This window comes from Micrococcus antarcticus (genome assembly GCF_044872765.1).
In the GTDB taxonomy this organism is placed as follows: Bacteria; Actinomycetota; Actinomycetes; order Actinomycetales; family Micrococcaceae; genus Micrococcus.
Genome location: NZ_CP085253.1, coordinates 2,130,134 through 2,153,846, shown reverse-complemented (window position 1 = coordinate 2,153,846; position 23,713 = coordinate 2,130,134). Strand labels below are relative to the sequence as shown.

Below are 23,713 nucleotides of genomic sequence, written 5' to 3'. Positions count from 1 at the left end.
AGAGAGACAACGATCATGCCGATCTCCCTGCGCCGCACGCGCCCCGCCGCCGTCTTCGCGGCCCTCACCCTGCTGGCCCCCGCCGTGGTGGCCGGCCCAGCCATGGCCTCCCCCTCCGGCGACAGCCTCGTGATCAACGAGGCGTACACCAACGGCGGCTCCGCCAACGCGGTGTACACCGACAAGTTCGTCGAGCTCTACAACCCCACGGACGAGCCCATCTCGCTTGAGGGCTGGTCGCTGCAGTACCGCTCCGGCACCGGCACGGGCGCCACCAACAACACCGTCGCCCTGAGCGGCGTGGTCCCGGCCCACGGCCACTTCCTGATCCAGGGCGGCTCCAACGGCACCTCCGGCGAGGCGCTCCCGACGCCGGACCTCAACGCGGGCGGCTCGTTCAACCCCGCCGGCACCAAGGGCGCCATCGTGCTCGCGGACCAGGCGGGCACCCTGGCGGGTCTGCCCGTCGGCTCCGTGACCGACGAGACCGCCGGCGTCGCCGACCTGCTGGGCTACGGCTCCACCAACACCTACGAGACCGCTCCCTCCGGCGCCCCCTCGGCCAACGCGGACCCGAAGTCTCTGACCCGCGCGGACGGCGTGGACACGAACGACAACTCCGCGGACTTCACCGTCACCGCCGACGTGACGCCGATGAACTCCACGAGCTCCTCCACGGAGCCCACGGATCCGACCGACCCCGTCGATCCGGTCGACCCGGTCGAGCCCGCCCCGGTGGAGCACGTCACCATCGCCGAGATCCAGGGCACCGGCGCCGTGTCCCCGCTCGAGGGCCAGTCCGTCGCCACCACCGGCGTCGTCACCGCGGTGTACTCCACGGGCGGCTACAACGGCTACTACATCCAGACGGCGGGCACCGGCGGCGACGCCGTCGACGCCACCCCGGGCGCGTCGGACGGCCTGTTCGTGTACTCCCCGGACACGGTCGGCACCGTCGCGATGGGCGACCACGTGCAGGTCACCGGCACGGTCTCCGAGTACTACGGCCTCACGCAGATCCGCGTGGACGCCGGCGGCGTGACCGCCCTGGCCGACGGCGCCGGCGTCGCCCCCACCGCGGTGGAGTTCCCCCTCACCGAGGCCCAGCGCGAGGCCCACGAGGGCGAGCTGCTCGCCCCGCAGGGCGAGTGGACCGTGACGGACAACTACAGCCTGAACCAGTACGGCTCGCTCGGGATCGTGCCGGGCACCGATCCGCTGGACAACCCGACGTCGGTCGCGCTGCCCGGCGCCGACGCCCAGGCCGTGGCCGCCGCGAACGCGGAGAAGCTGATCGTCCTCGACGACGGCTCGACCGTGAACTTCTTCCGCTCCCCCGGCAATCAGAACCCGCTGCCCTACCTCGACGCGGACCAGCCCGTCCGCGTGGGTGCCGGCCTCGAGTTCACCACCGGCGTCATCCTGGACTACCGCTTCGGCGCGTGGTCCTTCCAGCCGCTGGGCCACCTCACCGACGCCACGGCGTCGACCGTGCAGCCCGTCTCCATCGAGAACACGCGCGTGGAGGAGGCGGCCCCGGAGGAGCTCGGCGGCAACGTGACCGTGGGCAGCTTCAACGTCCTGAACTACTTCACCACCCTCGGTGAGGATGTGCCGGGCTGCTCCGCCTACTACGACAACGACGGCGACCCGGTGGCCACCAAGGACTGCCTCCCCCGCGGCGCCTACACCGATGAGGCCTTCGCTCGCCAGCAGGCCAAGATCGCCGCCGCGATCACCGGCATGGACACCTCCGTGGTGGCCCTCGAGGAGATCGAGAACTCCGAGAAGTTCGGCCTGGACCGCGACCACGCGCTCGCGCACCTGGTGGACGCCCTCAACGAGCAGGCGGGCTACGAGAAGTGGGCGTACGTCGCCTCCCCCGCGGACCGTCCCGCCGTCGAGGACGAGGACGTCATCCGCAGCGCCTTCATCTACCAGCCCGCCGGGGTCACCCCGGTCGGCGAGTCCGTGATCCTGGACGACCAGGTGAACTTCGACAACGCCCGCGAGCCCATGGCCCAGGTCTTCCGCGTGGCGGACGCCTCCGGCGACGGCGTGGAGGGCACCGAGTTCATCGCGATCACCAACCACTTCAAGTCCAAGGGCGGCTCCGGCGCTACCGGCGAGAACGTGGACTCCGGCGACGGGCAGGGCGCCTACAACGCGGACCGCGTCGGCCAGGCCGAGGCCCTCGTGGCCTTCGCGGAGCAGATGAAGGTGCTGGCCGGGACCGACAAGGTCCTGCTGATGGGCGACTTCAACTCCTACGAGAAGGAGGACCCCATCCGCGTCCTCGAGGAGGCCGGCTACATCTCCCAGGGTGCGCTCACCGACGAGTACTCGTACGTCTTCGGCGGCAGCGTGGGCAGCCTGGACGGCATCTACGCCTCGCCCGCGGCCTCGGCCGCGATCACGGGCCAGGACATCTGGATGATCAACGCCAACGAGTCCGTGGCCCTCGAGTACTCGCGCCACGACTACGTGGAGGAGGACTTCTACTCCCCGGACCAGTGGCGCTCCTCGGACCACAACCCGATCCTCGTGGGCATGCAGCTCGACGCCCCCGCGACCGAGCCGGTCGACCCCGTGGACCCGGTCGATCCCACGGATCCCACGGATCCCACGGATCCCACCGATCCGGCCCCGGGCGGCCAGTGCGGGGACGTCACGCACCCGTCCAAGGGCAAGGGCAAGGGGAACGGCGGGTTCTCCGCCGCCGAGTGGATGCGCTGCACCGGCATGCACCCCGGCAAGGGCCATGACGGCTCCCACCCGGGCAAGGGCAAGGGCCGGGTCCTCGTGCCCGCCGCCGGCTGATCGGCTGACCCCTCGCACGACGGCGGGGCCGCCCGGGAGATGATCCCGGGCGGCCCCGCCGTCGTCGTCGGCCCGCCCCACCGCGTCAGCGCGGGGACCGGTCCCCCGTGCTCACCCCGCGGGTCGGCCTCCGAGCAGGACGCGGGCCGCCGCATCCGCGTCCCCGAGGAAGAGGGCGCGGCCGTCCGGGTCCGCACCCGCCTCCGCGGCGATCGCGGTGCCCCACTGCACCCCGGAGAGCTGCAGGCCGAGCACGAGGATGCGCTCGTGCACGCGGCCGTCAGCGGCGCGGAGCCGGTGGGGCCGTCCGGTCACGTCGAACCCTGTCGAGGGGAGCCGGGCGCCCTCCTCGTCCTCCCAGACGCCGGTGGCCGCCACGCCGTCGGCCAGCATCTGGCGCACGAGGGGCGTCGAGGCGGAGCGCACGCGGTTGGGCGGCATCATGGCCTCCACGAGCCACGTCCCCGAGGCCGCCGCCGGCACGCGGGAGTCCGCGGCGCCCACCTGAGGGCTGTGCACGCGGAAGGCGTCCTCGCCGTCGGCCTCGACCGTGGGCCACGGCCCCGACCAGGTCAGCAGGCCCGCCCGGTGCACGGCCAGCATCTGCTCCACGCGCCACAGGGGCGGGCCCGAGGCCAGCCCCTCCACGAGGGGCTCGAACCAGCCCTGCACGTCCTTGATCCTCGACGCCTCGGTGATCCGCCCCTGCGCCACCCACTGCTTGATGCGCAGTCGCCCGGCGTGCAGAGCGCCGACCGCCATCATGAACGGGGAGCCCTCGCCGCGCGCCGCCTCCCCGCAGGCCTGCCCCACGTAGTGGGACACGGCCGCCTGGTACTCCTCGTCGCTGTCGAACACCTGGTCCCGGAAGGGCTCTGCGTACGCCAGGATGTCGAGGAAGCCGCGGCCGGGCGCGTACTGGCGGAGCAGGTCCGCCGCATGCATCGACGTGACGGGGGCGCCCCGCCCGGCCTCCTCCAGCAGGCCCACGAGCTCCCCGAGGAAGCGGCGGGCCGCCACGGGCCCGCCGAGGATCTCCGGCTGCGTGCGCGCCATCGTCGCGTAGTAGTGGCGCACCACGTCCCGGTGAAGCAGCGGCCAGACGTGCTCGGCGAGGTCCAGCTCCCCGTGCTCGGCCAGCAGGCCGTCGACGACGGCGTCGGAGAGGTAGGAGAGCGCCACTCCGCGCGGAACGAACGCGTCCACCTCCGCCTTCGGCAGGTACGGCACGCCGCGCCGCGACATCAGGCGCAGGGAGGGCTCGCGGCCCGAGGGCTCGTAGCGCAGCGCCCGGCCGGCCCCGTCTCCGGTCCGGTGGAACGCGCCGCCCCGGCCGAGGGTCAGCTGGGCCATCAGGTCGAAGGCGTTCAGGCCCATGCCGCGCACCAGCACGGACGCACCGGGCTCCACCGCAGACCAGTCCACGTCCGAGGGGATCTGCGGGCCCTGGTAGTGCAGGTGCGGCGATGCCTCGGCGGCCTCCGCCATGCGGCGCTGTCCCGCGCTCAGCTCGGCCGGCTGGTGGCCCAGGCACAGCACGACGGCGTCCGCCTCGAGCTGGCTCTCCTCGCCGCCGGCATGGCGCAGGGTGAGCTGCGCCCCGCCGTCGGGCCGCGGGTGCAGGGCGGTCGCCTCGGCGCGGTGCTCCCGGACCTCCACCACCTCGGGGCGGGCCCGCAGCATCTCCACCACCGTGTCGTAGAGGTGGCGCAGATAGCGCCCGTACGCGGCGCGGGCAGGGTATTGGTGCCGCTGGACGCCACGACTCTCCTGCGGATTCACCCGGCGCCACTGGTCGAAGGAGAGGGCGGCCGTCGAGGGCCGCAGCCCGGGGTTGTCGGCCGCGCTCGCCGTGGGGTAGAAGGCCGGCGTGTTCATGAAGTAGAGCTCGGACTGGTCCGTCCGCCATACCCGTCCGGGTCCCGGCCGGTACGGGTCCACCACATGGATGCTCAGCGCGGGAGAGCGGTGGAGGCTCCCCTGCTCGAGGTGCGCCAGCAGCCGCTCGAGGAGCATGACGCCGCGCGGCCCGGCGCCCACGATCGAGAGGCGACGGACGCCCTCTCTAGAATCTTGCACACTGCCTCCTGGGATTCCTTCCGGACTCGTCCGAAGCCTCGCCCGCGTAAAACCACACCCTATCGCCTTCCGTCAAGGCGTGGGATCCGCCGATCCTCGAGGTCGAGCCGAGAGGCGATCTCGCGGCGAATCCTTGACAGATCGCGGAATGAGGGGGGTGCTTCCCTCCCGGCTGTGAGAACCCTGGGAATAACCGCAAGTCGTGGATCGACGGTTGACGCGGAGGACGCTCGTGAGGAATTGTTCTTGTCGTACGGGAAAGAAAAAGCCCAACCCAGAAGGAGAAATACCATGGACCGCAACATGCTTGATCAGCTTCAGAACGCTTCCGTGTACGCCACCGATGGCGACAAGATCGGTTCCGTCGGCCAGGTCTACCTGGACGACGTCACCAACGAGCCGACCTTCGTGACCGTGAAGACCGGCCTCTTCGGCGCCAACGAGACCTTCATCCCGCTGCAGCAGGCGCAGACCACCGCCGACGGCATCACCGTCCCCTACGAGAAGGCCTTCGTGAAGGATGCCCCGAACGTGGACGCCGACGGCTCGCTGACCCCGCAGGAGGAGCAGCGCATCTACGAGTACTACTCCATGGAGTACACCGCCACTGAGGGCCACGTGGAGGACCGCCGCGACGTGGACACCACCGCCGGCGTCGTCGGCGACCGCGACGTCGTCGACACCGACCGCGACGTCGTCGACACCGACCGCGACGTCGTCGACACCGACCGTGACGTCGTCGACACCGACCGCCGCGAGGTGAACGACGCTGACGGCGTCGTCGTCCGTGACGAGCACCTGAACGTCGGCACCGAGCGCAAGGCCTCCGGCCGTGTGCGTCTGCGCAAGCAGTCCTACACCACCACCGAGACCGTGGAGGTGCCCGTCACCCGCGAAGAGGTCGTCGTGGAGCGCGAGTCCGTGGATCCCAACTCCGCCGAGGCCCGTCGCGCCGACGCTGACGGCGAGGTCTCCGTGACCACCTACGAGGAGACCCCGGTCGTCGAGAAGACCGTGGAGGCCGAGAAGGTGTCCCTGGGCAAGCGCCAGATCCAGGAGACCGAGACCGTCTCCGAGGAGCTGCGCCACGAGGACGTCAAGATCGACGGTGACACCACCACCGATCGCGCCGACCTGAACGATCGCAACGACCGCATCTGAGTCACGCGACGCCCGGCCGCTGAGGTCGAGTGAGGCCGAAAGGGCCCCGGATCACCACGGTGATCCGGGGCCCTTTCGCCTGAGCCCTCTCTGTCCCGGCAGGGGAACGGGCGCCCGGCGGCGGTGCAGACGGTGCACGACGATCCCCGGCGCAGAGCCTTTGCCCTCTCTCCCCCGCGCAGGCTAAGCTGACCGGGTTCCCTGAACGCCGTCACGGCGCCGACGGAACGGATGGAGACGTGCCAGAGCGGCCGAATGGACTTCACTGCTAATGAAGGGCTCGGCGAAAGTTGAGCCGGGGGTTCAAATCCCCCCGTCTCCGCTGGTCAGCCCCGGATTCCCCAGGAATCCGGGGCTTTCCGCATGTCTGGGCCGATTTTGGCGGGTGGGCCATGCGTACACAAGGTGACATAGGGGCACAGAAAGTAGCATGGTCACTGACTACTGACTGACCAAAGAGAGACGGTCACCCCGTGCCCCCACGCAAGGCCACCAAGCTTCCCGCCGGCATCACCCTGAACCCCGGCGGCAAGTACCGCGTGCGGGCATTCCACAACGGGAACATGTTCAGCCTGGGCACGTTCGCCACCCTGACCGATGCCCGCGCGGCGCTCGCCGTCGCCCAGGGCGAGATAGCCCGGGGCACATTCACCCCGCCCGCCGCCCGCCGCGCCCAGATGAAGGCCACCGCCGCCACGCACCAGGCTCAGGCGCGCGCGGCCGCCCGCACCGTCCGGGAGCTGGCCGCCACCTTCCTCGCATGGAAGGAGGCCCAGGGACTCGCATGGGGCTCCGTCTACACCTACCGCCGCCACCTGGAGGGCCACTTCCTCCCCACATTCGGGGAGCACGCCGTCAGCGCCGTCACGACGGCCGACCTGAACGCATGGCTGGACCGCCTGGAGGCCGAGCACGGCCCCAGCGTGGCCCCGGAGGTGCACGGCACCGTCACGGCCCTGTTTCGGTTCGCCACGGGCGACGCCCGCGACCTGCCCCGGGGCTACACCCCGTGGATCGATGCCTCCCCCGTGCCTCAGCTGACCCGCCGCCGGCGGCGCGAGGTCAAGGAAGTGACCATCCTCCCCGCCGAGGAGCTGGAGCAACTGGCCGCCCACATGCTCTACCCGGAGGACCGGGCGCTGATCCTGCTGACCGGGTGGTGCGCCCTGCGCATCGGTGAGGTGCTGGCCCTACGCCGTCGCCACGTCACGCAGGACCGGGCCGGGCGCGTCATGCTGCGGATCGCTTCCCAGGTTCAGGCGCGCGGGCGCGGGCTGTACGAGACGGCCCCTAAGTCGGCCGCTGGCGACCGGGAGGTGTACGTGCCCGCCGTCGTCCGGGATGCCCTGGCCGAGCACCTGGCCGGCCATGTCGGGGCCGCCCCTGACGCCCTGCTGTTCCCCCGGCGCGGAGGCGGGAACCAGCTCAACAATCCGAACACGATCCGCAAGCGGTTCCACGCGGCCGTTGCCCTACTCAACGCGGACCGCGAGCGCGCCGAGCTGCCCCCCTACACATCGTTCGGCTTCCACGACTTGCGGCACACGGGCATGACCCGCCTGGGCCAGCACGGGGCCACAGAGGCCGAGCTGATGGCATTCGCCGGGCACAGCGACCCCAAGGCCGTGCGCATCTACCAGCACGCCGAGCGCAACCGCATGGCCGCGCTCGCGGACCGAATGACCGCCGATGAGGTGTGAGGACGACGTGCGCGGCCGACCGGGCCGCGCTGCTAGCAAGGGAGGCATGGAGATGAGCAGCGGCACGAGGGATGCCCAGAGGGCTACCCGGAGCGCAGAAGGGGGCTGGCACGCATGACCCGGGAAGAGGGGTGGGAGTATGAAGACGCCGTCCTCTACTCGCTCACATGTACGGACCGGGGGCGGCACAAGGTCACCGAACTCGCGCAGTTCGATGAAGAACTCAGCCTGCTCGCTGAGGTGAACCGCAAGCAGCCGAACACCGGGAAGATTCGGACTGCCCGCAGGGACACCGCCGTGCGCCAGTGGGGGCCAAGGCCGGCCTGGCGTCCGGTAGGCCCATTGGTCACCACCGGTGGCGTGCCGGTACACCCGCCTGCGCCGATCCCCGGAACGAGGCGCGCCGGTTACGAGTTCCGTTGTCCCCGATGCCGGCGGACGGTGCGGTACTCGGCAGACCGCCTCCGCGCCCTGGTGCACAAGATGGCCTCCACCGGGTGTACGGAGCTGGACCTATCCGCCCTGGGGTGAGCACGAGATACCACCACTGATACCCTGTGAGCACGCCGCCGGGTCGCGCAGCACTTCCGGACGCAACGGTCTCCCATCTGGACGGACCGGTATTCGTTGCGTCCGAAAGAGGCCCAGATGCCCCACTCGCTCACCAATCAGCTGACCATCGCGGAGGCCGCTGACCGGCTACAGGTCTCCGCAGTCACCGTCCGGCGAATGATCGCCCGGGGCGAGCTGAACGCGTACCGCTACGGCCCCCGTCTTATCCGCATCGACCCCGCCGACCTGCTGGCCCTGCGCGAGCCGGTCACCTCCCTCGCCGCACTGCGGGCCGGTGACACCCTTTGAGCGCCCCCCATGACGAACGCCGCCCCCAGGCGGGAGCGGCGTCCATGAGGTTGTTTGACGGCGACACCACCAGGGTACCCGCGAGCGCCGCGCCCGCCGCACCCGGCGCGCTCCGGGACTGCGCTCGCGGCCCCCTGGCCCAGCACTGCGCCGGCCCTCTCACGGTCACGGGCGGAGGTGACCTCTCATGAGCTGGACCCGCCTGGACGACCTGTGGACGGAGCGCATGGAGGGGCTAGAGCTGTCCCTCGCCGCGCGGTGGCACTACCTGGCCCTGATTCAGCGGTGCTCCCGGCTCGACCTGCGAGATGGGGCCGTTCGCCGGGTTGATGCCCGGCGCGCCTCTGACGTGGACGACCCGGAAGCCGCCCTCGCGGAGCTGGCCGCCGCCGGTCTGCTCACGGTGGACGACTCGACGGTCACCCTGGTGAACGTCTTGGACCACCTGCCGACCGAGGCCTCGTTGAAGAGAACCCTCCAGAACCGCGAGCGCCAGCGGCGCAGTAGAGCCCACAGGAATGGGGACCATTCCCTGTGCCCGCCGGACGGCGGGTGTGAGGCCCTGGGGGGAGCCCCAGCGGGTGTCACGCGTGACGTCACCCGCCATGTCACGCGTGACGTCGGGACGGGACGGGACAGGACAGGACAGGACAGGCATGGACTAAGGGACTCAGCTCAACGTGACGTGTCACCACCGCAGGGACACCCCCAGGACGCTCCGGCGCTCGCAGAGGAGGTGCACTCCGATGACGCGGCATTCTTCGACGCCTGAGTGCCGATGCCGGCTAGAGCCGTGCGCGTGCGCCTACATCGGGAGCCTGCGACCGGGCGGGCCGAATGCGAGGCTGAGGGAGGTAGCACTGGCCCAGAAGAGTGCCCCCGGCCCGCACTGGCCCGCGTGCCCCTGTCCGCGTTGCTGGTCGGCCCGCGCGGCGACGTGGACCGCGCCGGCGGCGCTGGCCCGCCATATGACGGAGGCCGTCCGATGACCCGAGAGCCTTACACCCCCGCCGCCCCGGCCCGAATCCTGGAGGCTCTGGAAGTGCACGACCCGGAGGGCCGCCACCTCGCCCGGGTCTACGCCCTGGCCGAGCACACCGGTCACCTGGAGCTGCTACGCCGGTTGAATGGGTGGGCCGAGCGCTCGCGGTCCGGCCGGTGGCGCTTCCCGTACTGGGTGGCCCACGCCCCGGAGGCGGTTCGGACTGCACTACCGGACGCCGGGCCCGTGGCCCGGCTCCCCTCCGTGGACGGGACTGGGGCGCACTGGGAGCCCCTGACCGGCGGCCCCGGGTCCGCGCCCGTCCTGACGGCAGCCGAACGGGAGCGGGTCCACGCCCTGTTTGCCGCCGCTGACCATCGGCCGCGTCCTCCACTGGCCGCGAGCGCTCCGCGCTCATGGTGTCCCCGGGAGGACTTCAACGAGCGCACGGCATGGGCGGACGTGCTCGCCCCTGCCGGATGGACGCTCCAGGCAGAGGGGGGCAGCGAGGGCTGGGCGTTCTGGACGCGCCCGGCCGGCTTCCTACGGGCCCAGCAGACGGCCGTAACTGGACTGGACCCGACCGGGGATCGCCTGTGTGCCTACGGGCCGCACACGGCCCCGTTCGAGCCTTGGGTGTACTACGACCAGTTCACCGCCTACGCGCTGCTGAACCACGACGGCGACGTGCGCGCCGCGACGGACACGCTGGCCACCCAGGGATACGGGCCCCCGCCTGCGCTCGCGGCCGCCTGAACTGCTGAGGCGGACGCCCCCGGCGGCCCGGAGCACCTGGCGATGCCCGGGCCGCCGGTGGGACGGGCACGCACGGCATGGCGGTCACCAAATCCACTCGTCCGGGAGACCCACAAATGACGACGAGATCGGCCCATGGGCACGCTGTGGAACTCAGGGAGAGCCGCATCCACAAATCGCTTCCCCTGACGGCCCGATGTTGACAGGATCAGGTGATGCGCTCAGAAGACATGGGAGACCACCCCGAGACTCTGCCGGAGCCGACCTTCGACGACTTCCCTGCGGCCCTCTTCCTTGAAGAGATACAGCGGCATTGCAAGATGGGTGCCAATGCTGTGATGAACGTTCGTCTAGCTGCGTCCCGTAGGCCGCCCAACCACACTGACGTGTTCCGCCATGCTGGCACCGCCGCCAACGCGGCCGCCATGATCAGTAAGATCCTCTGGCCTTTGCCCCGTCGGCAGAAAGAACACGAGTCGAAGGATGAGTTTGCCGCCCGGGCTAGGTTCACCGAACTCCGGGGCCGAGAGCTGCGCCGGATGTTGCACGTCTCAGAGAACAGCGTCCTCAATAATCCCCAGGTGCGACATGGGGTCGAACACTTCGACGAGCGCCTAGACCGGCGACTGATGACCCCGGAGAGGATCATCGTCCGCTCCATGATCGGGGGTCGCCAGGCTGTGAGGATCGATAGCGAAGAAGGTGAGCAGTTCTACCTGCACAGGTATGACCCCGCCACGACTGAGTACGAGATTCTGGAAGACCGCATCGTCTTGGCAGATGTCCGTCAAGCAATGGAAGACCTCTCACGGCGAGCCGGCCAGGAACTCAGGCGGCTGGAAGCCAAACGCTTTGATAAGACCCGCAGGTCCAACTTGCCCCCTCTTCCGCACGGTGACAGCCCCAGCACCGCAAGCGATGACAACCCACGAGAGAGAGACAACCCAAGCCTTCCCCTCTGAGGAAGGCATGATGGCCGAGCTACCTACCACCTTCGGAGTAGGCCCAGGGGTCGTCATCCTGCGCTGGTGGAGCACCAGACACAGACCGGAGAGGGACAAAGGACATGCGCCGCGTTATCGGAGAGTTCCCGCTCGCAGGAACTACCACCTGGGCTAGAGAGGACGTAGCCCGGTTAGTCCGTCGCTATGGGATAGCAGCCGGGCGGCATGTCCAGACAGAGGCGACCCTCAAAAGCGCTCACCGGAACGAGCCTGAAGCGTTCCGCACTCTTCCCATCGTCGCCCTCATCGATGGGCTCACGGTCGGGGCGCTGTGGAGCGAGCACGCCCAAGAGATGCAGTTTGGGCGGGAGGAAGTCATCACCGTCCCTGCACAGTTGCACGTCCTGGCTAGCTCGGCCGACGGCACGAGCTTTAAGACCAGGGCATTCGTGTGGCTGGGAAGCACTAAACCCGAATGGACCTACACCGCGTCCAACCCGATGCCACCTAGCCAGCCCCCGACGGAGCCCCGCCGCTCCCCCCCATCGGTTTCGCACCTGCTCACACCTGATGCCTCTCTCACGAGGGCCATCGCTAGGGGCAAGGTGACGGGCTACGGGCCTCAAGAACTGATCGAGCCTATAAGGGAACTGAAGCGACAGCAGCGCTACAGGGAGGCTTTAGTGCTGATCTACACCGCTATTGGGCAGGAAGAGGACCGCGCACGCGCTGACGGATCTACGCCTGCCCCGGGGTTTACGGAACAGGCAGCGATCGTCCATAGGAAGCTCAAGGAGCGAACAGAAGAGGTCTCAGTGCTCCGACGCTTCCTCGACCACGTGCCTGCCGAGCGTCGAAGCCGGGCTGGCCGGGAACTTGCCGTCCGGCTCGCTCGGATTGAGACCATTACGTGACCCGTCTTGCACACGCAAGATCGCGTCCTGACTGACTACGGGCTGACTAGGAGGGGTCGCCTATTGGCATCGCCCCTTGTCAACAACCAGTTAGCGGAGACTCCCCCCGTCTCCGCGAGGAAGGGCCGGGAACCGCGTGTTCCCGGCCCTTTTCGCGTCGAAGGACCCTCAGGCCCCGTGGCCCTCGCGGCGCTCCCGCATGCGGCGCAGGAGCTCGAACGCCTCCGGGACTGTGAGCTCCGAATGGGTGGACAGCTGCACGGCCGCGGACTCCAGGTTCCCATCCCGCACCATGGCGGCCAGCTGATCGCGCAGCCACGGCGGGAGGTCACGGGAGGAGACGCGCACGGATCCCTCGCCGCGCAGCACCTCCACCTCGAACGGCTGTTCCTCCGGCGCGGGATCGCCCATCCACTCGGTCGGGATCGTGAGGGGTTCCGCGCCGGCCGACGCCTCCGCGGGTGCCGGGACGGCGTCGGCGGAGCCGTCCGCCTCGCGCGGCGCCCCGGACGCCGCGCCCGGGGCCGCGGCGTGGGACCCAGCGCCGCCGCCGGCCTTGTCCGGGCCCTGGGTCTCCCCGACCCGGCGGGGTGCCCCACCCCTCTGCGTCCCGCCCCTCTCCTGGGGGGCAGACTCGGGCACCACGGGCTCGTCCCCACCTGCGGACGGCGTCGAGGCGTCCGGGCCGTCGATGTCCTCGAGCCCTGCGGGCGGGCGCGTCGGGTAGACCTGCGGGTAGGCGGCCAGGGACTGCACGTCCAGGACGGCGTCCTTCAGGCTCCGGCCGGTGATGCCCCGGTAGGCGCGGATGGCCTCCATGACGCGGCTCTGGGCGATGTGCCCGTAGACGGCGCGGTGGCCCCCCTCGTCGAGCAGGGACACGGCTTCCCTGGCCCGGGCCTCACTCGCCTCCGCCCGCTGGGTGGACGCCGGCGCGGCCGTCCTCCCGCTGTGGGCGCTGCGCGCCATCCGGTTGCCGACCGCCAGCGTGAGCACGCCGATCGCCAGCACGGCCAGGGCGGGAACGAGGTATTCCATGCCCGTCAGTCTAGGTCGGCGCTCCGGGGCCCCGGCGGCCGAAGAGCCCGCCGCGGCGAGGGGTCACACCTCCGTCACAGTTCCCGGGGAATCGCCCGCCGGGGCCCTCGGGTGTGCCTAGGGTGGACAGGCGGCCGCTGGACGGCCGCGGCACCGCGCGCGCGACCTCGCCCGCCCCGAACAGCAACGACACCACCGGCAGCACCGGCCACCACGCAGGAGATCACCATGCCCCTTCCCCCTTCGTCCCTCACCGAGCGCTCCGGGTCTCGGCGGCACCGCGTGTGGGGTGCGACGGCGGCCCTGGCCCTGCTCCTGAGCGGCTGCTCCGCCCCCCAGAGCGACGGCGCCTCACCCGGCGGTCCGGCTGCTCAGGGCGGCGATGCGTCCGCCTCGGCGACGACCGGCACGGGGCCGAGCGCGGACTCGAGTGCGGCGTCGTCCTCGGAGGCGGAGACCGAGGGCCCCTTGGCGGCCCGGTCCAACCCGGACGTGCCGATGCGCGCATACGGCGCGGACGAGCGCCCTCCGCAGTTCGTCCTGTTCTCCTTCGACGGCGGCAACCAGGACGCCCGCTGGAAGTCGTTCATGGAGACCGCGGACGAGGCCGGCGCCAAGTTCACCGTGTTCCAGTCCGGCATCAACCTGGTGGGCAGTGCGAACAAGGAGATCTACAGCGCCCCGGGCAACGAGCCCGGCGTGGTGCAGACCGAGTTCGGCGGACCGGAGGCCGAGGTGGCCCAGCGCGTGGAGAACATCAACGAGGCCCACGCCCGCGGCCACGAGATCGGCACCCACTACAGCGGCCACCTCTGTGCCTCGGCGGAGTACGGCGCGAACAAGTGGTCCACCGCCGAGTGGGAGCAGGAGATCGGGACGTTCTACGAGTTCCTGGACGACCCGCGCCGCGTGAACGGCTACGGGGAGGACTTCCCCGAGCTCGAGGTCGAGGCGGAGGACGTCAAGGGCGGCCGCCTGCCCTGCCTGGACGGGGAGTGGGACGCGCTCGTGCCGGTCTGGAAGGAGCACGGCCTGGAGTACGACACGTCGCACTGGGAGCGCAAGCCCGGGGTGGCCTGGCCCTACCAGAAGGACGGCATCTGGGAGTTCGACATGCCCACCGTCTACTCCCCCGTGCTCGCCGAGGAGGGCAAGAAGTACCCCATGGTCCTGGCCATGGACTACAACTTCTGGATGGACGGCAACGGCGGCAAGGAGGTCCCCGCAGACAAGGAGCGCCTCGGCAGATTCCAGCGGGAGACCTACCTGTACGTGTACGAGTCGGCGTTCAACGGCAACCGCGCCCCGCTCGTGTTCGGCAACCACTTCAACACGTGGAACGACAACACGTTCAACCCCGCGGTGGACCAGGTCATGCGCGAGGTCTGCCAGAAGGAGGACACGTACTGCGTGACCTACCAGCAGATGGTGGACTGGCTCGAGCTGCAGGACCCGGCCGTGCTCAAGCAGTGGCAGGAGCAGGCCCGCTCCGCCGACGGCACGGACGCCGCCGGCCGCGGCAGGTGACCGTCCGCCGCACCCGCCCGGCCCCGGCTCATCGAGCCGGGGCCGTCTCGTCTCCGCGCAGGACGACGACGGCGACCACGGTGGCGGTGAGCACGAGCGCCACCACCATCACCACCGTCCCGGGCCAGCCGTGGGCCTCGTGGAACACCCCGCCCAGCCAGCCGAAGAGGCTCGACCCCGCGTAGTAGGCCAGGTTGTACAGCGAGGTGGACTGCGCGCGGCCCGTCACCGCGGCGGTGCCGGCCCATGCCGAGGCCACCGAGTGCGCCGCGAAGAACGCCCCGGTGGCCAGCACCAGTGCGGGCACGAGCACGAGCGGGTGGGGCACCAGGGTGAGGGCCACGCCCACGGCCATCGCCGTCGTCGCCGCGACCAGGACCCGCAGCCGGCCATGCCGTGCGGCCAGCCGGCCGGCCCACGGCGACGCCCAGGTGCCGGCGAGGTAGGCGAGGAACACGAGTCCCACGGCCGAGGGGTCCCAGGAGAACGGCGGGGCCAGGAGCGTGTAGCCCACGTAGTTGTACAGGGCCACGAAGCCGCCCATGAGCAGCAGCGCCTGCGCGTACACCGCCACGAGCGCGGGCGCGTGCAGGTGCGCACGGACCGTGCGGGTGACCTGCCGCACGGAGGTGCGGGAGGGGACGAAGCGGCGGGCCCGCGGGGTGACCCAGAGGAACCCCAGGGTGCACAGCACGCCGACCGCGCTCACCGCGAGCATGCCCGCGCGCCACGAGGCCGCCTCGGCGACGGGCAGCGCGATGAGCCGGCCGGACAGGCCGCCCAGCGTGGTCCCGGCGATGTAGGTGCCCGCCGCCGCGGTGACCGCGCGCGGAGCCACCTCTTCCGCGAGCAGCGCCACGGCGAGGCCCGCGACGCCGCCGTGCGCCATCCCCTCGAACAGGCGCAGCACCATCATGGCCTCGAGCGAGGGGGCCAGCCCGCTGGCCACCGCGAGCGCGCTCGCGCCGGCGAGCGAGACCACCATGACCGGTCGACGGCCCCACCGGTCGCCCGCGAGCGACCACGGCACCACGGAGACGGCCAGGCCGAGGGTGGCGGCGGAGACGAGCAGCGCCGCCTCGTGGGCCGGCACGCCCAGGTCGGCGCTGACGAGGGGGAGCAGGCCCTGCGGCGAGTAGAGCTGGGCGAACGTGGCCACGCCGGCCAGGAAGAGGCCGAGCAGCAGCCGACGGTAGGCGGGCGTGCCAGGCGAGAGCGGCTCCGGGGCTTCCGGCGGCGGGCCGCCCGGCACGCCGCCGGAGCGCGGGAATCGGTTTGCGGAGGCCACCAGCCCACTGTATCCAGGGGTCCACTACCATCGGTCGGGTGACTACTTCCTCTGGACCCATCGACCTGCGTGACTCCTTCAAGGCCTATGACGTGCGCGGCATCGTGGGCGAGACCATCACGGCGGAGTCCGTCCGAGCCGTGGGCGCAGCCTTCGTGGACGTCCTCGAGCTGGCCGGGCAGACCGTGCTGGTGGGCGGGGACATGCGCCCCTCCTCTCCCGAGTTCATGGACGCCTTCGCGGCCGGCGCCACGGCTCGCGGCGCGAACGTGCTGCTGCTGGGCCTCATCTCCACGGACATGCTGTACTACGCGGCCGGCGTGAAGCAGGCCGCCGGCGTGGTGTTCACGGCCTCGCACAACCCGGCCGAGTACAACGGCATGAAGATGGCCAAGGCCGGCGCGGTGCCCGTCTCCTCAGACACCGGCCTCTACGAGATCCGCGACGTGGCCCAGCGCTACCTGGACGGCGGCGAGATCCCCGCGGTGGAGGCCCCGGGCTCCGTGTCCGAGCAGGAGATCCTCGGCGCCTACGCCGAGTACCTGCGCTCCCTCGTGGACCTGCGGGGCATCCGCCCGCTGAAGGTCGTGGTGGACGCGGGCAACGGCATGGCGGGACGCACGACTCCGGCGGTCCTGGGGGACACGCTGCTGCCGGGCCTGCCGCTCACCATCGAGCCGCTCTACTTCGAGCTCGACGGCACCTTCCCGAACCACCCGGCCAACCCGCTGGAGTCGGAGAACCTGCGCGACCTGCAGGCGGCCGTGACGGACCGCGGCGCGGACCTCGGCCTGGCCTTCGACGGAGACGCCGACCGCTGCTTCGTGATCGACGAGAACGGCGACCCCGTGTCCCCGTCCGCGGTCACCGCCCTCGTGGCGCGCCGCGAGATCGCCCGCGCGAAGGCGGACGGGGAGGAGACCCCCGTGATCATCCACAACCTCATCACCTCCCGAGCGGTGCCCGAGCTGGTGGAGGCCGACGGCGGCCGCGCCGTGGTGACCCGTGTGGGCCACTCCTTCATCAAGGCGGTCATGGCGTCCGAGGGCGCCGTGTTCGGCGGCGAGCACTCCGCGCACTACTACTTCCGTGACTTCTTCAACGCGGACACCGGCATGCTGGCCGCGATGCACGTCCTGGCCGCCCTGGGCGAGCAGGAGCAGCCCCTGAGCGAGCTGGCCGAGGAGTACGAGCCGTACTTCGCCTCGGGCGAGGTCAACTCGAAGGTGGAGGACAAGGACGCCGCCGTGGCCGCCGTGCTCGCGCAGTTCGCCGCGGGCGCCGAGGACGGCGGCGACGCCGGCCAGGCCACCCACGGGGACTTCGCGGGCGTGGCCACGCGCGTGCTCCGCATGGACGGCACCACCGTCTCCGCGGCCGACGGCTCATGGTGGTTCAACCTGCGCCCCTCCAACACGGAGCCGTTCCTGCGCTACAACGGCGAGGCCCGGACCCCGGAGACCATGGAGGCCATCCGCGACGCGGTGCTGGAGATCGTCCGCACCGAGCGCTGACGGACGGCGGGCGGACCGCCCTCCACGGGCCCGAGGGGGCCGGACCATCCGGTCCGGCCCCCTCGGCGTGTCAGCCCTCGTCACGTCGGGTCCCGGCGAATCAGCCTCCGCCGCCTCAGCTCTGTCGAATCAGCCGGACTGGGCGAGGACGAAGGGCAGCACCCCCTGGGCACCGGCCTCGCGCAGCACCCGCGTGGCCTCGGCCAGCGACCACCGGGAGTCCACGAGGTCGTCCACGAGCAGGACGGGGCCGACGTGCCCCGCCTCAGGCGCCGTGCGGAGCATGTGGGCCATGGCCTGCGGGACGGCGAAGCGGCCGTGGACCGAGGCCAGCCGGTAGGCGCTGTTGCCGCCCGGGCCGGCCGTCGGGCCGCCGCCCACGAGGTCGAGGGTGCCGAGGAACGGCAGGCGGCCGATCCGTGCGACCCCCTCGGCGAAGGAGCCCACGAGCTGTGGCCGCCCCCTCGAGGGCATGGCCACCACCGCGATGGGGCGGTCCTGCCAGCCCCACCCGGCGAGGACCCCCACGGCGCCCTGCAGCACGTTCTCCGGCACCGGGGCATCCGGCGCGGCGAGCAGCTCGCGCAGGACTCCGCCCCAGCCCAGGTCCGTCAGACGCGCGAGGGCGCGCCCCTCCTCCGCCTGCGCGCCGGCGGCCATGCGGCCCGTCACCGGCACGCCCAGCCGGTCCATCCCGGAGGGCCACATGCGGCGCGGCTCGAGGGGGACGCCGGCCCGGTGCAGGGCGTGCTCGGCGCGCTCCCGAGCGGCACCGTCCGAGCCCGTGGGGTACCACGGGCCGGCGCAGACGTCGCACCGCCCGCACGGCGCGGCCGTGGGATCGTCCAGGGTCCGCGCCAGGAACTCCATGCGGCACGTCTGCGTCGTCTGGTAGTCCAGCATGAGGCGCTCCTCCGCACGGCGGGCCTCGGCCACGCGGGCGTAGCGCTCGCCGTCGTAGGTCCAGGGGCGGCCCGTGGACCGCCAGCCGCCGCCCACGCGCTCCACCGCACCGTCCACGGCGAGCACCTTGAGCAGCAGCTCGAGGGCGGTGCGCTTGATGCTCACGGCGGGCTCCAGCGCCGCCACGGACATCGCCCCGCCGTCCGCGGAGAGCGCCGCGAGCACCGTGTGGGCCTGGGCCTCGTCCGGCATGGAGGCCGTGGCGAAGTACTGCCAGATCTGGCGGTCCTCCGCGCCGGGCAGCAGGAGCACGTCCGCGTGGTCCGTTCCACGGCCCGCGCGGCCGACCTGCTGGTAGTACGCCACCGGGGAGCTCGGCGCCCCGAGGTGCACGACGAACGTGAGGTCCGGCTTGTCGAACCCCATGCCGAGCGCGGACGTGGCCACCACCGCCTTCACGCGGTTGGCCTTGAGGTCCTCCTCGATGCGGGCGCGCTGCTCCGGGTCCGTGCGGCCCGTGTAGGCCACCACCTCGTGGCCGGCCTCGCGCAGCACCCGCGCCGTGTCCTCCGCCGCGGAGACCGTGAGCGCGTAGACGATGCCTGAACCCGGCAGCTCTCCCAGGTGGGCAAGCAGCCACGCGAGGCGGGCCGCGGGGTTCGGCAGCCGCAGCACGCCGAGGCGCAGCGAGGCGCGCGCCAGCGGACCGCGCAGCACGAAGACGTCCTGCGCCGAGTCCACGCCGAGCTGCTCCACCACGTCCTGCACGACGCGCGCGTTGGCCGTGGCGGTGGTGGCCAGCACGGGCACCGCCCGGGGTCCCTGGGAGGGCAGCTGTCCGATCAGGTCGCGGATGCGCCGGTAGTCCGGCCGGAAGTCGTGCCCCCAGTCGGAGATGCAGTGGGCCTCGTCCACCACGAGCAGGCCCATGCGGGCCACGAGGTCCGGCAGCTGCTCCTCGCGGAAGCGGGGATTGGTCAGCCGCTCCGGGGAGATCAGCAGCACGTCCACCTCGTCCGCCGCGAGCTTGGCCCGGACCTCGTCCCACTCGGTGGAGTTCGCGGAGCTCACGGACACGGCCCGCACGCCCGCGCGCGCCGCCGCCGAGACCTGGTCCCGCATGAGGGCCAGCAACGGGGAGACGATGAGCGTGGGGCCGGCGCCCCGCGCCCGCAGCAGCAGGGACGCCACGAAGTACACGGCGGACTTGCCCCAGCCGGTGCGCTGCACCACCAGCGCCCGCCGGCGGTGCGCCACGAGCGCCTCGACGGACTCGTACTGGCCCTCCTTGAACTCGGCGTCCGGCCGGTCCACCAGGCGGCGCAGGACCTCCAGGGCCTGGGAGTGCAGCTCCGGGTCCGCCGCGGGCTCACGCCGCGGGCCGCCCGGGGCGGCGACGGGAGGGAGGGGCGGGCCGGCGTCGTGCCTGGGGGAGGTCATGGCGCCAGTATGCCAACGGAGGCGGACAGGATGAGGCGGGCGCCGGGACGCCGGGGACGCAGGCCTCCCGTGGGGCGCCTGTGCAGGAGCGTGCCCCCCGATGGGAGAATCGGCGCCATGAAGTTGAACGCGTTCACCGACGTGAGCCTGCGCGTCCTCATGGTGCTCGCCCGCGCCGAGGGGCGCCAGCTGACCAGCCAACGGATCGCGGACGAGATCCACGTGCCGTACAACCACGTCATCAAGGCCGTGGCCGAGCTGCGCCGCCGCGGGACCATCCAGGTGGCCCGCGGCCGGCTGGGCGGCGCCCGGATCACGGAGGCGGGGCTGGACCAGCGCGTCGGAGAGCTCGTGCGCGACCTGAGCCCCCGCGCCGAGGTCCTCGACTGCGCCGGCCACGAGACGGGCGTCCCGTGCCCGTTCGCGGCGGACTGCCGACTGCGGGAGGCCCTCGCTCGCGCCCGGGAGGCCTTCATGGCCGAGCTCGACCTCCTGACGGTCCGTGACCTCGTGCGTCCGGGCGGAGCGGGCGCCGCGGGGCCGGTCTCCCTGGGCCTGCCCGCGATGGGATCCCACGCGGCCACGGTGTAATCTTGCATCGACAATGCACATATAAGGCTCCCGAGGAGACCCCCATGCTGTCCGAGAAGTCCCGCCCCGTCATCGAGGCCACCGCCGCCGTCGTCGCCGAGCACATGCCGGAGATCACGCCGAAGTTCTACGCCCACATGTTCGAGGCCCATCCGGAGCTGCTGGACGGGCTGTTCTCCCGCGCCAACCAGCGCAGCGGCGAGCAGGCCCAGGCCCTGGCCGGCTCGATCGTGCGCTTCGCGGTGCACCAGCTCGAGCACCCCGACTCCCTGCCCGAGGCCGTGCTCGCGCGGATCGCGCACAAGCACACCGCCCTCGGCATCACCGAGGACCAGTACCAGATCGTCTACGAGAACCTCTTCTGGGCCATCGCCGACGTCCTCGGCGACGCCGTGACCCCCGAGGTCGCCGAGGCCTGGACCGAGGTGTACTGGCTCATGGCCGACGCCCTGATCAAGCTCGAGAAGGGCCTCTACGCCAAGCAGGCCAACGACAAGATGTGGCTCGACTGGAAGGTCGTCTCCAAGGAGCCCACCGGCAACGCCGCCGTGACCTTCCGCTTCGAGCCGGCCGACGACACCCCGCAGACCCCCGGCGAGGCCGGCGGCTTCGTCTCGGTGCGCGTCAAGGTGGCCGACGGCCTGCGCCAGGCCCGGCAGTACTCGCTCTCGGACCACGCCGCCTCCACCACCGAGCGCGTGATCACCGTGAAGCTGGACGAGGCCGGCGAGGTCTCCCCCACGCTCATCAACGCGGTGGAGGTCGGGGACGTCGTCGAGCTGTCCAACCCCTACGGCGAGATCACCCCGAAGGACGACTCGGCGCCCCTCATGCTCGCCACCGCGGGCATCGGCATCACGCCGGCCGCCTCCATCCTGAGCTCGCTGGCCGAACAGGGGTCCGACCGCGAGGTCGTCGTCCTGCACGCCGATGCCTCCCTGGAGTCCGTGGCCCTGCTCGGGCAGCTCACGGAGTCGCTCTCCGCGCTGCCGAACGCCCAGGCCCACCTGTGGCTCGGCGTGGCCCCGGAGCAGGCGCCCGAGGGCATCACCGTCCACGAGGGCCGCATGGACCCCTCCGAGATCGAGCTCCCCGCCGGCGCCGAGGTCATCCTCTGCGGCCCGCTGGCCTTCATGCAGGCCACCCGCTCCGCGCTGATCGACGCCGGCGTGCCGGCGACCGGGATCCGCTACGAGATCTTCGGCCCGGACCTCTGGCTCGCCGTCTGAGCGGAGCCGCCCGCAGGACGACGTCGGCCCCCCACCTCCTTCTTCGCGGAGGTGGGGGGCCGACGTCGTCGGTGGCGGGGCTCAGAGCGCGAAGCGTGCCTTCTGGGCCTCGTAGCGCTCGCGGATGGAGGCGGGCAGCGAGTCGCCGAAGCGCTCCAGCCACTCCTCGATGAGCTCGGACTCCTTGGCCCACTCCTCACGGTCCACCTTGAGGGCGTCATCGAGGTCCGCGTCGGACACGTCCAGGCCGGTCAGGTCGAGGGACTCGGGGGTGGGGGTGAAGCCGATCGGGGTCTCCACGGCGTCGGCCTTGCCCTCGAGACGCTCCGCGACCCACTTGAGCACGCGGGAGTTCTCACCGAAGCCGGGCCACGCGAAGCCGCCGTCGCGGTTGCGGCGGAACCAGTTCACGAGGTAGATGCGCGGCAGCTTCTCCGCGTCGGCCTTGCCGGACTCCTCGATCCAGTGGGCCAGGTAGTCGCCGGCGTCGTAGCCGAGGAACGGCAGCATGGCCATCGGGTCGCGGCGCACCACGCCCACAGCGCCGGCGGCGGCCGCGGTGGTCTCCGAGGAGAGGGTGGCGCCCTTGAGGATGCCGTCCTCCCAATCGAAGGCCTCCGTCACGAGGGGGACGGTGGTCTTGCGGCGGCCGCCGAAGAGGATCGCGTCCAGCTTCACGCCGGCCGGGTCCCGGTACTCGTCCGCGAGCATGTCGGTCTGCTCGATCGGGGTGCAGAAGCGCGAGTTGGGGTGGGCTGCCGGGGTGTCGGACTCGGGCGTCCAGTCGTTCCCGCGCCAGTCGGTCAAGTGCGCGGGCACCTCGTCCGTCATGCCCTCCCACCACACGCCGCCGTCGTCCGTGAGGGCGACGTTGGTGAAGATGGAGTTGCCGCGGGCGATCGCGCGCATGGCGTTCGGGTTGGTGGACCAGCCCGTGCCGGGGGCCACGCCGAAGTAGCCGGTCTCGGGGTTGATCACGCGCAGCTCGCCGTCGTGGCCGGCGCGGATCCACGTGATGTCGTCGCCCAGGGTCTCGGCCTTCCAGCCCTCGATCGTGGGGTCGATCAGCGCGAGGTTGGTCTTGCCGCACGCGGAGGGGAAGGCGCCCGTGATGTGGAAGGCACGGCCCTCGGGGTTGGTGAGCTTGAGGATCAGCATGTGCTCGGCCAGCCAGCCCTCGTCCCGCGCCATCACGGAGGCGATGCGCAGCGCGTAGCACTTCTTGCCCAGCAGGGCGTTGCCGCCGTAGCCCGAGCCGTACGACCAGATGGAGCGCTCCTCGGGGAAGTGCACGATCCACTTGGTGGCGTTGCACGGCCACGGCACGTCCTGCTCGCCGGGGGCGAGGGGGGCGCCCACGGAGTGCACGGCGGGCACGTAGAAGGCCTGCTCGCGGGACATCTTCTCCAGCACGTCGGTGCCGATGCGGGCCATGATGCGCATGGACATCACGACGTAGGCGGAGTCGGTGATCTCCACGCCGTACTTGGGGTCCTCGGCGTCGAGGTGGCCCATGACGAACGGGATCACGTACATGGTGCGGCCGCGCATGGAGCCGCGGAAGGCGTCGTCGAGGATGCCGTGCATCTCGGCGGGGGCCTTCCAGTTGTTGGTGAAGCCCGCGTCCTCCTCCTTCTCGGAGCAGATGAACGTGCGGTCCTCCACGCGGGCGACGTCGGCCGGGTCGGAGAACGCGGCGAACGAGTGCGGGAAGAGGTCGTCGTTCAGCTTCGTCAGGGTGCCGGCCTCGACGAGCTCGGCGGCGAGGCGGTCGTACTCCTCCTCGGAACCGTCCACCCAGTGGACCTCGTCCGGCTGCGTCAGCTCGGCGATCTCGGCGACCCAGTCGCGCAGCTGGGCGTAGTCCGTGGGCGCGTCCTGCACAGCACGCTCCGCGAAGGTGGGGGTGGCGTTGTCAGCCATGGAGAGTCCTCCCGTAGGGGTCCTGTACCGTTCCGTCCCACCA

At 71.4% G+C, this 23,713-nt stretch carries 17 protein-coding genes and 1 tRNA gene; 13 read left to right on the top strand and 5 right to left on the bottom strand.

Annotated elements, in window-relative coordinates; all coding sequences use genetic code 11:
• The first annotated feature begins 15 nt into the window (after positions 1-15).
• Positions 16-2,820 (top strand): ExeM/NucH family extracellular endonuclease, encoded by a 2,805-nt coding sequence (locus tag LG274_RS10090; RefSeq protein ID WP_404464277.1) that lies wholly within the window; start codon positions 16-18, stop codon positions 2,818-2,820.
• A 111-nt stretch (positions 2,821-2,931) separates the two neighbouring features.
• Here the strand turns inward: LG274_RS10090 and LG274_RS10085 are convergent, their stop codons facing one another.
• The gene (locus tag LG274_RS10085; RefSeq protein ID WP_404464275.1) at positions 2,932-4,899 is read right to left on the bottom strand and encodes an FAD/NAD(P)-binding protein; all 1,968 of its coding nucleotides are present in this window, start codon (positions 4,897-4,899) and stop codon (positions 2,932-2,934) included.
• 291 nt (positions 4,900-5,190) lie between these two features.
• On the opposite strand from LG274_RS10085, the gene LG274_RS10080 reads away from it, so the two are divergent.
• From LG274_RS10080 to LG274_RS10045, 8 genes are all read left to right on the top strand, one after another.
• Positions 5,191-6,060, top strand: coding sequence for a PRC and DUF2382 domain-containing protein (locus LG274_RS10080; RefSeq protein WP_248118346.1), 870 nt, complete (start codon positions 5,191-5,193; stop codon positions 6,058-6,060).
• 233 nt (positions 6,061-6,293) lie between these two features.
• Positions 6,294-6,382 (top strand) — tRNA-Ser (locus LG274_RS10075).
• Between the two features lie 151 nt (positions 6,383-6,533).
• A complete protein-coding gene (locus LG274_RS10070) occupies positions 6,534-7,760 on the top strand; it encodes a tyrosine-type recombinase/integrase (RefSeq protein WP_404464273.1) in 1,227 nt (408 codons plus the stop codon).
• A gap of 648 nt (positions 7,761-8,408) precedes the next feature.
• Positions 8,409-8,621 carry a helix-turn-helix domain-containing protein gene (locus tag LG274_RS10065; RefSeq protein WP_404464271.1) on the top strand — a complete coding sequence of 71 codons (213 nt, stop codon included), beginning with the start codon at positions 8,409-8,411 and terminating at the stop codon, positions 8,619-8,621.
• A 187-nt stretch (positions 8,622-8,808) separates the two neighbouring features.
• Complete coding sequence (locus tag LG274_RS10060; RefSeq protein WP_404464269.1) at positions 8,809-9,393, top strand: hypothetical protein; 585 nt, start codon at positions 8,809-8,811, stop codon at positions 9,391-9,393.
• 213 nt (positions 9,394-9,606) lie between these two features.
• Complete coding sequence (locus tag LG274_RS10055; RefSeq protein WP_404464267.1) at positions 9,607-10,359, top strand: hypothetical protein; 753 nt, start codon at positions 9,607-9,609, stop codon at positions 10,357-10,359.
• A 215-nt stretch (positions 10,360-10,574) separates the two neighbouring features.
• Complete coding sequence (locus LG274_RS10050) at positions 10,575-11,321, top strand: hypothetical protein (RefSeq protein ID WP_404464265.1); 747 nt, start codon at positions 10,575-10,577, stop codon at positions 11,319-11,321.
• A 104-nt stretch (positions 11,322-11,425) separates the two neighbouring features.
• Entirely contained in the window at positions 11,426-12,217 is a 792-nt protein-coding gene (locus LG274_RS10045) for a hypothetical protein (RefSeq protein ID WP_404464262.1), read from the top strand.
• A gap of 168 nt (positions 12,218-12,385) precedes the next feature.
• Here the strand turns inward: LG274_RS10045 and LG274_RS10040 are convergent, their stop codons facing one another.
• Positions 12,386-13,255, bottom strand: coding sequence for a hypothetical protein (locus LG274_RS10040; RefSeq protein ID WP_248118089.1), 870 nt, complete (start codon positions 13,253-13,255; stop codon positions 12,386-12,388).
• Between the two features lie 228 nt (positions 13,256-13,483).
• On the opposite strand from LG274_RS10040, the gene LG274_RS10035 reads away from it, so the two are divergent.
• Positions 13,484-14,782, top strand: a complete 1,299-nt coding sequence (locus LG274_RS10035) for a hypothetical protein (protein WP_248118087.1) — start codon at positions 13,484-13,486, stop codon at positions 14,780-14,782.
• A gap of 28 nt (positions 14,783-14,810) precedes the next feature.
• Here the strand turns inward: LG274_RS10035 and LG274_RS10030 are convergent, their stop codons facing one another.
• Positions 14,811-15,941, bottom strand: coding sequence for an MFS transporter (locus tag LG274_RS10030; RefSeq protein WP_248118121.1), 1,131 nt, complete (start codon positions 15,939-15,941; stop codon positions 14,811-14,813).
• 167 nt (positions 15,942-16,108) lie between these two features.
• Here LG274_RS10030 and LG274_RS10025 point away from each other — a divergent pair, with 167 nt between their 5' ends.
• Entirely contained in the window at positions 16,109-17,584 is a 1,476-nt protein-coding gene (locus LG274_RS10025; protein WP_248118085.1) for a phosphomannomutase/phosphoglucomutase, read from the top strand.
• Positions 17,585-17,713: 129 nt separating this feature from the next.
• On the opposite strand, the gene LG274_RS10020 is transcribed toward LG274_RS10025, so the two are convergent.
• Positions 17,714-19,927 carry a RecQ family ATP-dependent DNA helicase gene (locus tag LG274_RS10020; protein WP_248118084.1) on the bottom strand — a complete coding sequence of 738 codons (2,214 nt, stop codon included), beginning with the start codon at positions 19,925-19,927 and terminating at the stop codon, positions 17,714-17,716.
• A 117-nt stretch (positions 19,928-20,044) separates the two neighbouring features.
• Here LG274_RS10020 and LG274_RS10015 point away from each other — a divergent pair, with 117 nt between their 5' ends.
• Positions 20,045-20,518, top strand: coding sequence for an Rrf2 family transcriptional regulator (locus tag LG274_RS10015; RefSeq protein WP_248118083.1), 474 nt, complete (start codon positions 20,045-20,047; stop codon positions 20,516-20,518).
• A 44-nt stretch (positions 20,519-20,562) separates the two neighbouring features.
• On the top strand, positions 20,563-21,747 hold the full coding sequence (locus LG274_RS10010) for a globin domain-containing protein (protein ID WP_248118082.1): 1,185 nt from the start codon (positions 20,563-20,565) through the stop codon (positions 21,745-21,747).
• 81 nt (positions 21,748-21,828) lie between these two features.
• Here LG274_RS10010 and LG274_RS10005 read toward each other — a convergent pair whose 3' ends face one another.
• Positions 21,829-23,670, bottom strand: coding sequence for a phosphoenolpyruvate carboxykinase (GTP) (locus LG274_RS10005; RefSeq protein ID WP_248118081.1), 1,842 nt, complete (start codon positions 23,668-23,670; stop codon positions 21,829-21,831).
• Positions 23,671-23,713: the final 43 nt, after the last annotated feature.